The sequence below is a fragment of the Marinifilum caeruleilacunae genome, assembly GCF_013141825.1.
Lineage (GTDB): Bacteria > Bacteroidota > Bacteroidia > Bacteroidales > Marinifilaceae > Marinifilum > Marinifilum caeruleilacunae.
In genome coordinates, this window is record NZ_RZNH01000007.1 from 65,254 (window position 1) to 81,841 (window position 16,588).

A 16,588-nucleotide genomic window follows, 5' to 3' on the forward strand; every position below is an offset into this window, starting at 1 on the left:
AACTTTTTGATGACAAATTGCATAATATCTGTGTGTATTAAGATTTCAAATGTTAAAATTGAGGATTCTCTTTTCTGAATCACGGTGATATTACGGATTTCATAGTGAATGGTTACTTTTTTGGTGTGAATTAATGTTTTTTTTCCGTGAAATTTTATCCGCACTAAAAAAAGGCTTGATAACCAGAATGAAAAGAATAAGAATTGAAAGCTTAAATTGGGGTATTTTGTTAATAAAATGTTATCGGACTTGGATAATGTTTAGATATGCAATAGGTTTGTTATAAAATAAACAAAATCAAACAACTAATTTAATCCTAAATCCAAAAAACGATGAAATACCTAGGTTTATTGGGCATCTGTTTCATGCTGTTGTCATGCAATTCGGTGCAAAAAGAAAAAGCTGAGAAAACAGAAGTCGCACAAGTGAAACAAGCGGCATTAACCATTGAGCAAGTAATGGAAACTGCAGCCGAAAATGTTGGCAAAGAAGTATACTTTACTGGTACCGTTGGACATGTTTGTGCACACTCGGGCAAACGATGTATTTTAAAAACTGCCGATGGAAAATTATCTATTCGTGTTGAAGCAACAGGCAAATTGGAAGGTTTTACCAAAGAATTGGCAGGCAACGATCTATTGGTAAACGGAACCTTAAGAGAAAAAAGACTGGATACCGATTATATCGACAAATGGGAAGCCGATGTAAAAGCTAAGACTGTAGATGAAGAAGATGGTGAGCATTGCAGTTCTGAAATGGCTAACATTAAGGAAATGCGCGATTGGATGAAAGAAAATAACAAGGATTATTATGCAATCTACTTTGTAGACGGAACAGCTTATGAAATTGTGGAGTAAGAAATTTTGGAGAAAATGGCTTCGATTAATCCACAGAGATTTGGGCTATTTCTTCGTTGGAATTACAATTATTTATGCGGTTTCCGGTATTATTTTGAATCATAAGAAGCATAATGAAGATCCGGCTTACCGTACAATTACACAGAATTACAACCTGGAGGCCAATTTAAGTCCCGACCAATTAAAAACCTATTGGGGGAATCATTTTTCTGATTATCACCTGAATCGAATTATACCAAATGCCGAGAATTATGATTTATATCTAAAAGGAGGTTTGGGCAAGTACAACCCAATGAGTGGGGGCTTAACATTCGAGGTGTATGAGAAAAAACAATGGGTTTATTTTATGAATAAACTGCATTATAACAGTAAAAAAGGTTGGACCCTAATGGCTGATATATTTGCCGTAGCCATGTTAGTGTTTGCACTATCGGGCATGTTTATGGTTCCGGGGAAAAAAGGAATTACAGGAAGAGGAAAATGGCTCATTGCCATCGGAATAATAGTTCCGTTCCTATTCTTTCTATAAAATAGTAAGGTGCTGAAATTTCAGCACCTTTTTTTATTTCTTTTCAGGATATATTATTGAAAACAAAATGGCCAGTGCAAAAGCAATTACATAACTCGATAATCTTTCGCTAATTCCTGTTGAACTCACCAAAAATGTTTTCCAAATAATGGCCGAAAGTGTTCCCCCAATAAGAGATGCAAACACTCCTGCACGGCTTAGCTTTTTCCAGAACAGTAATAATACAATTGCAGGTCCAAAGGAAGCTCCAATTCCCGACCATGCATAGGATACCAATCCATAAACCGTATCTTCCATCGAAATGGCCAGAAGAAAAGCTACAAATCCTACTGCAAGTGTTAATATTTTATTGAGCCTAAGCATTCTTTTTTGAGAAATTTTACGTTTCGCCATTGGCTCGTATAAATCTTCACTCATAGATGAAGAACAAACCATCAATTGTGAAGAAGCTGTCGACATCATGGCAGAAACGGCACCCGACAAGAGTATTCCTGCAAGAATTGGCGTAAACAAGCTCATCACCATTACAGGCATTATTTTTTCTGCATCTGCGGCAAGTTTGGCACTTACTTCTCCCAGAGCTCCGGCTTTAACCAGTTCGTATCCAATAAGGCCAATTAAAAATGCACCGGCATAGGCTAAACTCGTCCAGATTACTGCCACCCATTGAGCTGTTCTGCGGTCGCTCTTATTTTTCAAAGCCATCATTCGCGTCAACAGCTGAGGTTGACCTGTATACCCAAAAGCCCAACTTAATCCGTTAAGAATAAGTAATGCTCCAATGCTTGTTCCTGCACTGGCATTTATGGGTGTGGTAAAGCTCGATGAGGAAATTGCAGCAGCAATATCTACATTGTGATGAGCAGCAACAAAAAATGCAATGATAGGCAGAACCACGCAAGTAACTACCATTAAAATGGCCTGAAAAGCATCAGTAGCAACTACGGTAATAAATCCACCAAGCATGGTATAAACGGTAACGAGTAAAGATCCTATCAGCATTCCCCAAAGTGGAGAGAGGCCAAATGTGTCGTGAAAAATTTTACCTGCACCGCTAAATTGTGCCGCAATATAAAGCAGGAAAAAGATGATGATAATGGCTGAAGATATCATGCCAAAAGCTTTTTCGTTTCCAGGGAATCTTTTCGAAAATAAGCCAGGAACTGTTAAGGCCTGGTACTTTTCGGTGAATTTTCGGAGTGGTTCTGCCATAAAAGCCCAAATAAAAAAGATACCCGAAACACAGCCAATGGCTACCCAAATTGAACTTAAACCTTCGGCATAGGCATGACCAGTTAGTCCCAGGAGCAGCCACGCCGATTCTCCAGTTGCACGTTCTGACAGGGCCAATGAAAACCCATTGATTTTTTTGCCTCCCAATACAAAGTCGGTATTGGTTTTCGATCTTCTTGCAGAATAGGCTACGATGACCAACAGTACAACAAGGTAGGCGATAAAAACTCCAATCATAATCAAGTGGTTTTGGTAGATGATATCTAAAAATAAGAAATGTTATAGAAATTAAGGGGTTAATTTGGCAGTGATTTGGTTTTGGAATGATAATTGATCAAAGAAGGCCGAAATTAAAGAGTGATTATTTTGACTCTCAAATTATTCTTTTAAATTGCCAAGCCATAAAGTTTACTTCATATGAATAAAATTCTACTTGCACTTCTATTTGTACTTCTTCAGTTTAGCTCGATGAGCCAGAATAAGGAGCTTAGAAAAATGTATTCGAAAGGAAAGTACGATCAGTTGATTGAAAAAGCGCAGATTTTGCTGGCTGAGAAAGAATCTGATCCATATTTGAATTCCATCTTGGGAAGAGCTTATACCAATTCGAAGCAGTTTAAAATGGCTATTCCATACCTGGAAAAATCGATGAATAGTGATTTGGCTTCGGGAGAAATTAAAGCAATTAGTAAAGCATACCTTGCAAAGTGTTACTTTGTTATGGGTGAAGAGCAAAAAGCAGTTCGCTATTTAAAAGAATGTCAGAATGGCAGTGAATCGAAGGAGGCCAGCAGATATGCACACAGGTATTTAAACCTTTTTCAAAGCGGTGTTTATTACAAGGCCTGGGAGCTTGTCGAAACCGATCATATCAGGTTTCATTTTCAGGATAAGGCGAAGCTGAAAGATGCAGATGCCTATATGGAGCGCATGCAGGTTAACTATCAACGAATTGTATCTTTTTTTGATATGAATCCTTCAAAAAAGGTTGATATTTTTATCTGGAATGATAGAAATGAAGCTTTTCGCAAATTCAATAAACCGGTCGGTTTTTTCAATTCTGATTTGTGTACAGTAAATGTTTGGGATCAGGAGCTAAATGGATACGAACTGTGTCATATGCTTAGCCAGGTAGCCTTACAGCCTAAGTTTAAAAGTATGATGTTGAATAAAGGCCTTGGCGTGTACTTTGATACCATGGATAAAAATTTATTTGCCATTGCCCGAAATCGAATTCCAAAAGAAAAGTTTTCATTGCTGGAACTTTGGGAAGAACCAACCAGGTACGAAAGAAATTTGAGTTACCCGGTAGGTGCCGCCTTTATCGAGTTTTTATTAAACAAGGAAGGCAAAAGCAAGCTAAAGCAATTTTTAAAAGTTCAGACCATTAAAAATGGACAAGAGGTTTATCCTGATTTTGAACAATTGGTAAAGACGTTTGAATCGATGTTAATGCGATAAATCCTGAAAAGAAATATAAAAAAACCGTTCCTCAATATACTTGAAGGAACGGTTTTGTGTTTGAATAGGTATTGGGTTAATTTACTCGTATTTTAAGCTGATAACAGGGTTTTTTGTGGCTGTTTTCCATGATTGATATCCAATCGTAATTAGTGATACGACCAGGAGTATGAAGAGCACTGCACCAAACAACCAGAATGGGAAATCGATTCTGTAAGGGTAATCTTCGAACCATTTTTCCATGGCATAGTAGGTGATTGGCCAGGAAATAATTGTTGAAATTAAAATCCACTTGCTAAAATCTTTTCCAAATATCATGATCAATTGTCCCATTGATGCACCTAATACTTTTCTTACTCCAATCTCTTTGGTCCTTTCCTCGGCATTGAAAGATGCAAGGCCAAACAAACCAAGACAAGAAACAATAATGGCTAACAATGATGCATAAAGTAAGGTTCTAATAGTCATTCTTTCACTATCAAAGAGTTGACTGTAATGATCGTTCAGAAACAGATGAACAACAGGGAAATCGGGATTGTATTTTGAACAAACCTCTTCTAATTTGCTCACCGTTTTCATTGAGTTTCCTGCCGTATATCGTACAAATAAGCAGTTAATGTTTTGTGTCATCTGCATGAGTACGGGTTGTAATTTTCGGTTATTAGGTGTGCAGTTATAATCTTTCACTACCCCAATAATTCTATAATCCATATCACCCGATCGCATTGTATTATCAACAACAGATTCATCTGACATGATTTTCGCGAATTTTTCATTCACCACAACACACATTGAATCGGCAGCTGGATTTTCCTTATTGAAAAAACGTCCTTCGGCCATTTCAATTTGAAATACATCCAGAAAATCGGCATCAACAGAAGGGTAGGTAACCAGTGGGGTGTAATTGGGATCTTTTCCTTCCCATTCCCAGCCCCAGCCATTATTAAATACCTGGTATGGAATGTGCGATCCAAATGAAACACTCTCAACAATTGCATTGCTTTGAAGCTCGCTTTTAATGGTTTCAATTTTCTTATGCATTTCCTGGTTCACATTCACCATTACCACATTATTTACATTCATACCAATATCCATATTCGATAGAAATTTGGTCTGCAGAACAATGGTTAATGTGCATATCAGTAATGAGGAAGCCAAAATAAATTGCAATACGGTTAAGGTTCTTCTGAATTTACTGCTTCCTTTTCCACCCGTGTGTGTGCCCTTTAGAACCATAATCGGATTAAAAGAGGAAAGGTAAAAGGCTGGATAAGCTCCGGCAATTAAACCTGTAAAGGCTGTTACCAACAGAATAACAAGCCAGAATTCACCCGAAGCATAATTGATTTCCAGTTGTCTGCTCATTAAAGTATTAAACTGTGGCAAAAAGAAATGAGCCAGTATTATCGCAAAATTTGCTGCTATTAAAGTAATCAGTAAGGACTCTCCTAAAAACTGTCTGATCAATTGTGGATAAGTAGCCCCAATGGTTTTCTTCATTCCAATTTCCTTGGCTCTTTTGGCTGCTCTTGCTGTTGAAAGGTTCATGAAATTGAAACAAGCAATAATCAGAATAAAAATGGCAATCAGAAAATACATTCTCACTTTCGTGATTTTGGATGGTTTATATTCCAGGCTATACAAATGTCTTTTGAGCAGTGGAAAAACAAAAACTGATTTTTTGCTTTCTTCTTCTACATGCTCTGTATAAAATTGGTCAAGTCTCTCGTTCAGGTTACTGATATCTGTTCCTTTTGCAATTTTAGCATAACCGAAAAAATTGTGAGATCCCCAGGAATCAAGCCATTTGTTATATCTTTTCATCATTTCAAATGTAACCAGGTATTCAAACTGTATGGTAGAATTTGTAGGTGGGTTTTCTACAACGGCTGTTACAGTTAAAGGCTGTCGGTTATCTATTTTAACAACTTTCCCGATTGGGTTTTCCTTACCAAAAATTTTATTGGCCGATTTTTCTGTCAATACAATCGATCCAATATCATTAAGGCAGGTTTCTTTGTTTCCCTGAATCAAAGGGAAATTAAAAATTTGAAAGAAATCCGGATCGGCGCACTGAATATTAGCATACTGTCTTACGCCATTATATTCCAACAATAACTTCTCTCCCCAGGGATTAAAATGAGTTGCATATTCAACTTCAGGATATTTTTCCTTTAAAACATCAATCAAAGGTCCAGGAAGGTTTGGCATTGCATTCTTTCTACCATTCCAGGTTTGGTAGTTTGCCACCTGGAAAACTTGTTCCGGATCTTTATGAAATTTATTGTAGCTCATTTCATGATTTACCCAAAGAAGGAGTAAAATGGTACAAGCCATGCCGATGGCAAGTCCTGAAATGTTAATCAGGCTGAATCCTTTATTTCGAATCAGGTTTCGATATGCGATTTTAAGATTGTTAATGATCATGCTTGCTGGGTTTAAAGAATTTCGCTTTTAATCTGTTGCTTGAGGGTCTTTTTGTGATTTTCGCTCACAATGTGTCCATCGAAAAGTTGGATGGTTCTGCTTGCTCGTTCGGCATCGCTACTCGAATGGGTTACCATGATAATGGTTGTGCCTTCCTGGTTAAGTTCCGAAAGTAAATCCATCACTTCGCGTCCGTTGGCTGAGTCAAGGTTTCCTGTTGGTTCATCGGCAAGAATCAGGTTCGGATTAGAAACAACGGCTCTTGCTATGGCAACTCTCTGTTGCTGACCTCCCGATAACTGTTGTGGGAAATGCTTGCTTCTGTGATCGAGTTGAACTCGTTTCAACACTTCGCTTACCATTCTTTTGCGTTCCGATGCAGGCACTTTCTGATACACCAATGGCAGCTCAACATTTTCGTAAACACTTAACTCATCAATTAAATTAAAGCTTTGAAAAACAAAACCAATGTTCGATTTTCTCAATTTGGTTCGCTGTTTTTCGCTGTAATGAGCTACTTCGTTTTCGAGAAACCTCATGTTACCTGCCGAAGGGTTATCAAGCAAGCCAATAATGTTTAACAGAGTAGATTTACCACAACCCGAAGGGCCCATTATGGCAACAAATTCTCCTTTTTTAATGTGCAGGTTAATATTCGTAAGGGCCAAAGTTTCCACTTCTTCCGTTCTAAATATTTTGCTCAGATTTGATGTTTGTATCATGATTGTCTGTTTTAGTAGGTTATGAAGGTCTTATTGCGATACATGTGCCAAAATATGTAAGAGGCAGAAAATAAGATGGATATGTGGTGTTGGTTGTTGTTTGGAAAATAAAACTGTTTCAAAATCATCCATTAACTGTACCAAAATGGAACATTGTTTTTCAGATTTTATTGTTTTCTCTTACTTTTATCATATTATCAAATGTAAAGGCCTGCCATGAAAAAAAATGGAAAACTTTTAATCGTTGACGACAACAAAAGTGTTTTAAGTTCTTTGAAGCTCTTCCTTAAGAATCATTTCGAATACCTTGAAGTTTGCTCAAACCCCAATCAAATTCCGGCAATCGTAAGCAAAGGGAAATTTGATGTGGTGCTTTTGGATATGAATTTTACAGCAGGTGTAAACTCGGGTAATGAAGGTTTGTACTGGTTGAAAGAGGTTTTAAAAATTGATGAATCGCTGGTGGTGATTCTGTTTACAGCCTATGGAGATGTAAATTTAGCTGTAAATGCCATGAAGGAAGGAGCAAGTGATTTTATACTGAAACCGTGGGACAACAAAAAACTATTGGCCACATTGCAAAGTGGTGTTGAGCTTCATCAGACCAGGTTGAAGGTTGAAAAGTTGGAGCAACAAAAAGATTACCTGCAAAAAGATCTTCAGCAACAATTTGTGAACATTATTGGTGAATCTGATGCGATTCAAAAGGTTCTTGCAACCGTAAGAAAAGTAGCTTCGACCGATGCCAATGTATTGATATTAGGAGAGAATGGTACAGGAAAAGAGCTGATTGCGCGGGAACTGCATCAGTTGTCGGCAAGGAAAAATCATATTTTTCTGGGCGTTGACCTGGGAGCTTTAAGCGAAAATTTATTTGAAAGTGAGCTGTTTGGTCATGTAAAAGGTGCTTTTACCGATGCCAAAGAGGATAGAATTGGAAGGTTTCAGGCAGCCAATAAAGGAAGCCTCTTTTTAGATGAAATTGGCAACCTTTCCCTTCCAATGCAGGCCAAACTATTATCGGCACTTCAAAATCGTGTGGTTACTCCAATTGGATCGAATCATTCAGATGAAATTGATGTTCGCCTAATTTGTGCAACCAATGCCAATATTTCAAAACTGATTAAAGAAGAGGAGTTTAGGGAGGATTTGTTGTATCGAATCAATACCATAACCATAGAATTGCCTCCTTTGCGGGAAAGGGGAAAAGATATTTTAATTCTTAGCGAACATTTTCTTGATCATTTTGCCAAAAGGTACGATAAAACAATCCCTGTTTTAGATTCTACTGCAAAAGAGAAACTATTGAATTATTCATGGCCCGGAAATATCCGTGAATTAAGACATTGCATAGAACGAGCTATTATTCTATCGGATTCAAATGTTTTACTTGCCGATGATTTTCAGCTTGAACAGGAAAAGGAAACTGGTTTGGGTTTACAAGCCATGAGTTTGGAAGAAGGTGAAAAAGTATTAATAGAGAACGCTTTGCGCAGAAACCAGGGGAATATTAGCCAGGTAGCCAAAGAGTTGAATATTGGCAGGCAAACGCTTTATCGAAAAATAGAGAAATACAAGATTCAATAATTGGCTTATGATGTATCGAAGATTATATTTTATAATTCTGTTTCGGGTATTGGGATTACTTGTAAACTGTATGTTGTTGGCATTTATATGGTTCAAATATCAGGATGTATTAATTTTGGTAAACTTACTGATTTTACTGTGCATACAGATTGTATTTTTTGTTCGAAAACTGAATAAAGTAAACCGCGATTTGGAGCATTTCTTTAGCACTGTACGAAATCACGATTCAAGTGTGAAATTTAACTCTAGAAAAGCCAAGGACTATCAGAAGCTGTATCAGCAATTCGATAATATTAATAAAGATATTCAGCGAATTAAGATTGAGAATCAGAATCAGGATCAGTATTTCAAAGTCTTGGTTGAGCATGTTGCCATTGGACTGATATCAATAGATTCTAAAGGCAAAGTACTTCTTTTTAATAAAGCCGCCCAGGAAATATTTAATAAACTTTACTTGTATCGGGTCGAAGATTTGGATAGAATTCAGGACGGTTTATGCAATACAATTCTTGAAATTGAACCTTCGCAAAAAAAGCTTTTTTCGCTACAAAGAAACAATGAACTGGTTCAGCTTGCCATAAAGGCGACAAGACTAAAATTAAGCGGAGAGGAAATTAAATTGGTCTCTTTTCAAAATATCCAACAGGAGCTTGACGAAAAGGAATTGGATGCCTGGCACAAGTTAATTCGGGTGTTAACCCACGAAATTATGAATTCCTTGAGCCCGATTAACTCCTCAATTGGAACCATATCAGAAATCTTTAAAAACCAACCTGAGGGAAGTAATATTAGCCAGGAAGAAAGCGAAGATGTTGTAACAGGCCTCGAAATTATTGAAGAAAGGACAATTGGAATGGTCGATTTTGTAAGCCGATTTAGAGATTTAACCTTACTGCCAAGTCCTAATTTCAAGCAAATTAATTTATTGGAACGGATAGAGCAGAATCTAAAGCTCTTAAGAGAGAATTTACAAGAGGCTGGAATAGAAGTGCATGTTGTACATCCTAAAGAGGTGTTGGAAGTAAATGCCGACCCATCTATGATCGATCAGATTTTAATTAACCTGGTTAATAACTCCATTCAGGCATTGATTGGAAAAGAGGATAAATCTATTATCATTAGAATAATACAAGAGAGTGAAGGTCGTGTTCTTGTGGAGATCGAAGACAATGGTTGTGGAATATCGGATGAGAATAGGGATGAAGTTTTTACTCCCTTTTTCACCACCAAAAAAAGTGGCTCGGGTGTTGGGCTTAGTTTATCGCGCCAGTTAATGAAATTGCACAAGGGAACACTAAGCTTTACCTCGCAAGAAGGAGGACCAACTGTTTTTAAACTTCACTTTAATCCATAAAACGAGTGTTAAAAAATCTAAATTGATATTGATGAATCGAATTTTCATCTATATTTGTACTCGAAATACTAAATGCGTTCAGTTGTGGCAAAAATTGATAAAATAGAAGTGCAGGAGAGAGTAACCAAGGTTGCTATGGAGATGATTATGAAGTATGGCTTGCGTGGTTTAAATATGGTTGAACTTGCGAAAGAGTGCAGCCTTGCCAAAGCAACACTGTATAAGATTATTGGAACCAAGGAGGATTTGATCAGGCAAATTGCGTTTAGAATTTTCGAGGTGAACTTTATTAAAATGCTCGAACCTTTCCGATTAATAGATGATCCGGTAAAGGCAACAAAAGACTTTTTGGATAATTACTTCGATTATGCAATTCAGGCACAGAAAATTTTGGTGCAACAGATTTATAAAGAATACCCTTTAATTGAGAAAGAGGTAGACGAAAAGTTTAAATCTGAGACAGAATTTGTGACCAATCGCTACAGGGAGTGGCAGAAAAATGGAGAAATAAGACAGGATATTAATGTAGAGTATTGTATAGATGCATTACAGCATTTAAATGAGTTTTATGTGACAGAACAATATTCTGAAGAAGAAACCATAGCCCGATTGAGAGCATCATTTACCTGTGTTCTGAGAGGAATGGGAATAGAAATTTAGATAAAATTAAACTTAAATGTAAGGAGTATTGAAATATGCTTCTTATTTTTGTGACGGAAATGAACTAAGTGAACGATTAAAGTTCAAAATGTAATTTGAATACTATTGGGGTAAAACAACTCCATATATTTTTTGGTTAAAAATGAACTCAATGAACAGAAAGAGTTCAAAAGGTGGTAAGAATGAAAATGATGAAAACTACAAAGATCTTAATTCTGCTGATGGTAATAACGGCAGGTCTTTTTTCTTGTAAAGACAAGAATGAAAAGAAGGTAGAGCTTGTGCAACCTGTGAAAATATTTAAGGTGAATGCAAGTGGGAATCAGCAAACAAAGGTGTTTACAGGTCTGGTAAAAGAATCGAGAGAGGTACGAATGGCTTTCCAGGTACCCGGACCATTGGTGAAGCTAAATGTAGACCAGGGCCAGTTCGTGAAAAAAGGTGAAGTAATTGCCGAACTCGATAAGAGAGATTTTAAAGTGAATCTGGAGTCGGCAAATGCCAATTACGAAAATGCGAAGTTGCAAGCAGAAAGGTATGCGGCTTTGTATCAAAAAAAGAGTACTTCGAAAAGTGTGTACGATCAAACCCAGGCTGCATTTAAGTTGGCAAGAGCACAGAAAGAAGCTGCAGAAAATGCATTGGAAGACACCAAGATATATGCGCCTTTTACGGGCTACATTCAAAGTATGTTTGTTGAGAATTTTGAGAAAATCGGAGCAGGTCAGCCCATTGTATCCATTCTTGATTTAAACAACCTGGAAGTTACAGTTGCCTTAAGTGAGAATGATTTTTTGATGAGAAACACCTTTGAATCTTTTACTTGTAGCTTCGAAAACTTTAAAAATACCAATTTCAATTTGAGTTTAATCGATATCGAAAGAAAACCAAATGGAGATAACTTTTTTAAAATGAGACTTCAGTTGGATGCCAATAAGCAACAGGTTGTACCAGGAATGGTTGCAAGTGTTAGCGTTTCATTAAAATCTGAAGGTACAAAAAGCTATAAAGTTCCTGTAGAGTCAGTATTCAGCAATAAAGGGAAATCATACGTATGGATTTTCGATAATAACAAGCAATGTGTAAAACAGCGTGAGGTGAAAATGTTGGGATTCGACTCCAAAGGTATGGTGAACCTGGCAGATGGCATTTCGAATGGTGAAATAATTGTTGCTGCAGGTGTTCATTCCTTAAGAGAAGGACAAAAAGTGAAAATGTTGGTAAAGAAGTCTAATACCAATGTAGGAGGGCAGTTATGAATTTTACAGAAGCTGTATTAAAACAGCGAAAAGTATTGCTCTTTGTACTAATCGCTTTGACCATAGGAGGGGTTTTCTCCTTCTTTAAGATGGGAAAACTCGAAGATGCAGAAATTAGTGTAAAATCTGCTTTGGTCATCACGCAATATCCTGGAGCATCGCCCCACGAAGTTGAACTTCGTGTAACGGATGTTTTGGAAACTGCCATACAGGCTATGGATAATATCAAAGATATTCAATCCAGATCGATGGCAGGATATTCTGAAATTACAGTGAATATTAGTGAGACTGTAAAAACTGACGAGTTACCTCAATTGTGGGATATCCTTAGAAGAAAGGTGAACGATATTACTCCTGCCTTGCCACAGGGAGCTTCGAAACCAATGGTAGTAGATGATTTTGGCGATGTGTATGGAATTTTTCTTGCCTTAAGTGGAGATGGTTATTCGGGAGAAGAGCTTCAGGATTATGCCAGGTATATGAAAAGGGAATTGCTACAGGTTGATGGTGTGAAAAGAATCAATCTTTTTGGAGAACAGGAAACCTGCATTAATGTTGAATTATCCCAGGAAAAAATGGCCTATTTGGGAATCCATCCTGCCAATGTCATTCAGATTTTGAATCAGCAGAATAGCATGGTAAACCCAGGTAGTTTAAAAGTGGGCGGCGACAGAATTCGAATTGCTTCGGATGGAAGTTTTCACAAATTGGATGACCTAAAAAACATTCTGATTTCGGCTAACGATGAAAATCCAATTTTCCTAAAGGATATCGCTCAGATCAAAGAAGACTATGTACGTCCATTTTCCAGTAAAATGAAGTACAACCAGGTTCCTGCCATTGGTCTTACCATTGCCATGGAGAAAGGTGGAAATGTAATTGAACTGGGAGAAAGAGTACAGCAAAGAATTGATGAACTGAAAACAAATGTTCCTGTTGGGATCAATATCAATCGTATTTTTTATCAGCCAGAGCGAGTAAGTGTTGCCATTGAGCAGTTCATGATTAACCTGATAGAATCGGTTTTAATTGTTGTATTTGTTTTGTTGTTGGCAATGGGTTTCCGTACCGGATTATTAATTGGTAGTGGTTTGATATTTACCATTTTGGGAACATTTATTGTCATGTTAAGTGTCGACATCACATTACAGCGTGTTAGTCTGGCAGCCATTATTATTGCAATGGGAATGCTGGTGGATAATGCCATTGTAATTGCCGATGGAATTTTGGTGGATCTAAAAAAGGGTTTGAAACGAGAAGAGGCCATGAGCCGAACATCGAAACAAACGGCAATGCCTTTGTTGGGTGCTACGGTTGTTGCCATTCTTGCATTCCTTCCCATTTACCTTTCGCCAGATAGTACAGGTGAGTTTTGTGCCAGTTTGTTCCAGGTAGTAGGTATTTCTTTATTTCTAAGTTGGATTTTGGCTCTAACACAAACACCATATTTCTGCGATCTGTTTTTAAGAGGTAAAAAGTATGAGAAGCAAGAAGGTGCGGAAGAACAAGCAGATCCTTATGCAGGAAAATTCTACCAGAAATTTCGTCACTTTGTAAAATATTCGCTTCGCCACAAAAGCATGATTTTGGCTGTTACCGTTTTGATGTTCGTTTCGGCAGTATTTGTATTTAAATATGTGAAACAGTTGTTTATGCCTAACCTCGAATACAACCAGTTTATTGTTGAATATTGGTTGCCTGAGGGGTCTGACATTGAAACAGTAGAGCGAGAATTGACGGACCTGGAAGCTTATTTGCTAGAACAGGAAGATGTGTTAAATGTTACAACAAGTTTAGGTTCTACGCCGGCCAGGTATACTTTGGTAAGACCATTTACCAACAGCAATGCAAACTATGGTGAGTTGGTAATCGATACCAAAGATTATGAAACTACAGTTCGATTTGGAGCTGAATTGCAAACTTACCTGGATAAAAATTATCCTTGGGTAAGGGCCAGGGTAAGGTACTATTCTCCGATTTCGACGGAGTCGATGATTGAGGCAAAATTTTCAGGTCCTGATCCAAAAGTTTTGAGAGAATTGTCGGAAAAGGCAGAACGTATTATGGAGGAAGAACCAATTGCAGTAAAGGTTACCAACGACTGGAAAAACCAGGTGAAAGTATGGAATCCTCGCTTTTCACAAGCGCAGTCAAGAATTACAGGAATCAATCGTTCCGATGTTTCGAATGCTTTGGCTTGTGCTACCGATGGTTTGGCGATTGGAGTGTTTAGAAAAGCAGATGATATTTTACCAATCTATCTTAAAACAACGGTTGATAGCGACAAGTATGTGGAATCATTGGAAAATACACCTGTATGGGGTGCCAGACCACAAAGTATTCCATTGCGCCAGGTAATTTCTGATATTGACATTGAGTTTGAAGATCCGGTTATTAAACGATACGACAGACGCAGAGCAATTAAAGCACAATGCGATCCAGCTCCTGGTTATAATGCACCAGATGTATTCAACAAAGTGCACGAGAAAATCGAAGCTATTCCATTGCCCGTAGGTTACGATTTGGTATGGTTGGGCGAGCATAAAAATAGTGCCGATGCGAACGAAAATATCGCGAAATTCTTGCCACTGGCATTTTTACTAATGGTAATTATTATCATGATGCTGTTTAATAATTTCCGTCAGCCAATTATCATTTTAACCATTCTGCCACTTGCATTTATTGGTGTTAGCTATGGGTTGTGGATTACCGGAAAACCATTTGGTTTTATGGCTGTATTGGGAACACTCGGATTGATGGGGATGATGATTAAAAATGCAGTGGTACTTCTCGACCAAATCAACCTGGATATTAGTGAAGGGAAAGATGTATTGCTGGCCATTATCGATTCTGCAGTTTCCAGAATGCGCCCGGTAATTATGGCATCTTTTACGACCATATTGGGTATGATTCCGTTGATTTCTGATGAATTATTTGGCGGAATGGCTGTTGCCATCATGTTCGGATTGTTGATTGGGTCAATCATTACATTAATTGTTGTTCCGGTATTGTATGCGGTATTTTATCGTGTGAATACCAAAAAGGTTATGGATTTATAATACAATTTTCATGAAATTATTAAAATTCAAAATATATGCGTTTGTTGCCATTTCCCTGTGTTCATTTCAGGGATTTGGGCAGGAAACACTATCGTTGCAAGAGAGTCGTAAATTGGCCCTGGAATACAATCAGCGAATTAAAATTGCCGATGAACTGATCTCAGAAAGTGAGTCGAATGTAAAATTTGCATTCACACATTTTTTACCAAATCTTAGTGCAGAAGGAAATTATAACTATTTGCATGATATCGATGATATTTCCTTGCCAGGATTTTTCCTGCCAACAGCCAATAGTATAGATGAGGCTCGATTGGGAAACTACACGGGCGATAGCGATGTTTATTTTCCAGGTTTGCAAATGGAGATGGGAAACATCGATTACTACAGTGCAAACCTGATTCTTAGTCAGCCAATTTATGCCGGTGGAAAGGTGAGAAGCAATTACAATATGGCCAAATTGGGTTCCGATTTGTCATTGTTCAATCGAAAATTGGAAGCTTCCGAAGTAACGATGGAAACCGATGAGGCCTACTGGAATTTGGTATCGGTAAACGAAAGAGTAAAAGTAGCCGAAAAGTATGTTGATATGTTGAATCAACTGGTTACCGATTTAAAGAATGCTTTCGACCTGGAACTGACCACCAAAAACGAATTGCTAAAAGCACAGGTGCAATTCAATCAGGCTAAACTCGACCTGTTCAGAATTAAAAATGCCCGCGTACTTTCAAGTATGGCTTTGTGCCAGGTAATTGGTAAAGATTTAAAAACAGAGATAATTACTTCCGATACACTTATACTGGTGGAGAATAAAAGTATCGAGAATAACTTCATTCAAAAAGCCATGCAACAACGCCCCGAAATTCTGATGTTGGGCAAGCAGGTTGAAATCGATAAGCAAGAAGAGATTAGTACTCGTGCTGACTATTTGCCACAATTGGGAGTTGGAGCATCCTATGGTTATACCAGTAAAATTGAGAACCTGATGGAATCCCGTCAAAATTTGTCGGTTCAGGCAAGCTTATCGGTTCCAATATTTCACTGGAATGAGAGAAAGCATAGGGTTGCAGCTAAAAAATACCAGACAAGGCAACGCGAACTTCAGTTGGATCGAACCAAAGATTTGGTAAGTCTCGAGGTACAGCAAGCCTACTTCAATTTACAGGAGGCTTATCAGCAAAAAGAGTTGGCTGATATCTCGATGAGCCAGGCAGAAGAGAATGTGTCAATTACTAAGAACAGTTTTTACGAAGGTTTGGCAAATGCAACCGAAATGTTGGATGCACAGGCATTTTGGCAACAGGCTCATACCGAGCTAATCGATGCCAAAATCAATTTCAAATTAAAAGAATCCGGTTTCTTAAAAGCAATCGGTGAATTAGCAAATTAATATAGTGGGAAAGAGAGGATTGAATTACAGCAGTAGGATGTGGTTGATTGGTG

Annotated in this window: 12 protein-coding genes; 9 read left to right on the plus strand and 3 right to left on the minus strand. The window is 37.7% G+C overall.

Going from position 1 to position 16,588, the window contains the following annotated elements:
- Window positions 1-332 precede the first annotated feature (332 nt).
- Both ELS83_RS06250 and ELS83_RS06255 read left to right on the plus strand, forming a co-directional pair.
- Window positions 333-857, plus strand: coding sequence for a hypothetical protein (locus ELS83_RS06250; protein WP_171594677.1), 525 nt, complete (start codon window positions 333-335; stop codon window positions 855-857).
- Complete coding sequence (locus ELS83_RS06255) at window positions 841-1,386, plus strand: PepSY-associated TM helix domain-containing protein (RefSeq protein ID WP_171594678.1); 546 nt, start codon at window positions 841-843, stop codon at window positions 1,384-1,386. The genes ELS83_RS06250 and ELS83_RS06255 overlap by 17 nt, the downstream gene beginning before the upstream one ends.
- A 33-nt stretch (window positions 1,387-1,419) precedes the next feature.
- On the opposite strand, the gene ELS83_RS06260 is transcribed toward ELS83_RS06255, so the two are convergent.
- Entirely contained in the window at window positions 1,420-2,856 is a 1,437-nt protein-coding gene (locus ELS83_RS06260; RefSeq protein ID WP_171594679.1) for a sodium/proline symporter, read from the minus strand.
- A 180-nt stretch (window positions 2,857-3,036) separates the two neighbouring features.
- Here ELS83_RS06260 and ELS83_RS06265 point away from each other — a divergent pair, with 180 nt between their 5' ends.
- Entirely contained in the window at window positions 3,037-4,080 is a 1,044-nt protein-coding gene (locus ELS83_RS06265) for a tetratricopeptide repeat protein (protein ID WP_171594680.1), read from the plus strand.
- 81 nt (window positions 4,081-4,161) lie between these two features.
- Here the strand turns inward: ELS83_RS06265 and ELS83_RS06270 are convergent, their stop codons facing one another.
- Window positions 4,162-6,507 carry an ABC transporter permease gene (locus ELS83_RS06270; protein WP_171594681.1) on the minus strand — a complete coding sequence of 782 codons (2,346 nt, stop codon included), beginning with the start codon at window positions 6,505-6,507 and terminating at the stop codon, window positions 4,162-4,164.
- An 11-nt stretch (window positions 6,508-6,518) separates the two neighbouring features.
- On the minus strand, window positions 6,519-7,229 hold the full coding sequence (locus ELS83_RS06275; protein WP_171594682.1) for an ABC transporter ATP-binding protein: 711 nt from the start codon (window positions 7,227-7,229) through the stop codon (window positions 6,519-6,521).
- A 216-nt stretch (window positions 7,230-7,445) separates the two neighbouring features.
- On the opposite strand from ELS83_RS06275, the gene ELS83_RS06280 reads away from it, so the two are divergent.
- The 6 genes from ELS83_RS06280 (at window position 7,446) to ELS83_RS06305 (ending at window position 16,535) form a co-directional block, all read left to right on the plus strand.
- Window positions 7,446-8,816: a sigma-54-dependent transcriptional regulator gene (locus ELS83_RS06280; RefSeq protein WP_171594683.1), complete on the plus strand. Its 1,371-nt coding sequence runs from the start codon at window positions 7,446-7,448 to the stop codon at window positions 8,814-8,816.
- A gap of 7 nt (window positions 8,817-8,823) precedes the next feature.
- Window positions 8,824-10,170, plus strand: coding sequence for a sensor histidine kinase (locus ELS83_RS06285; protein ID WP_171594684.1), 1,347 nt, complete (start codon window positions 8,824-8,826; stop codon window positions 10,168-10,170).
- An 84-nt stretch (window positions 10,171-10,254) separates the two neighbouring features.
- Window positions 10,255-10,830, plus strand: coding sequence for a TetR family transcriptional regulator (locus tag ELS83_RS06290; RefSeq protein WP_171594685.1), 576 nt, complete (start codon window positions 10,255-10,257; stop codon window positions 10,828-10,830).
- A 182-nt stretch (window positions 10,831-11,012) separates the two neighbouring features.
- Window positions 11,013-12,089 carry an efflux RND transporter periplasmic adaptor subunit gene (locus ELS83_RS06295; protein WP_171594686.1) on the plus strand — a complete coding sequence of 359 codons (1,077 nt, stop codon included), beginning with the start codon at window positions 11,013-11,015 and terminating at the stop codon, window positions 12,087-12,089.
- A complete protein-coding gene (locus tag ELS83_RS06300; RefSeq protein ID WP_171594687.1) occupies window positions 12,086-15,148 on the plus strand; it encodes an efflux RND transporter permease subunit in 3,063 nt (1,020 codons plus the stop codon). Before ELS83_RS06295 ends, ELS83_RS06300 begins: the two co-directional genes overlap by 4 nt.
- A gap of 10 nt (window positions 15,149-15,158) precedes the next feature.
- A complete protein-coding gene (locus ELS83_RS06305) occupies window positions 15,159-16,535 on the plus strand; it encodes a TolC family protein (RefSeq protein WP_171594688.1) in 1,377 nt (458 codons plus the stop codon).
- Window positions 16,536-16,588 lie beyond the last annotated feature (53 nt).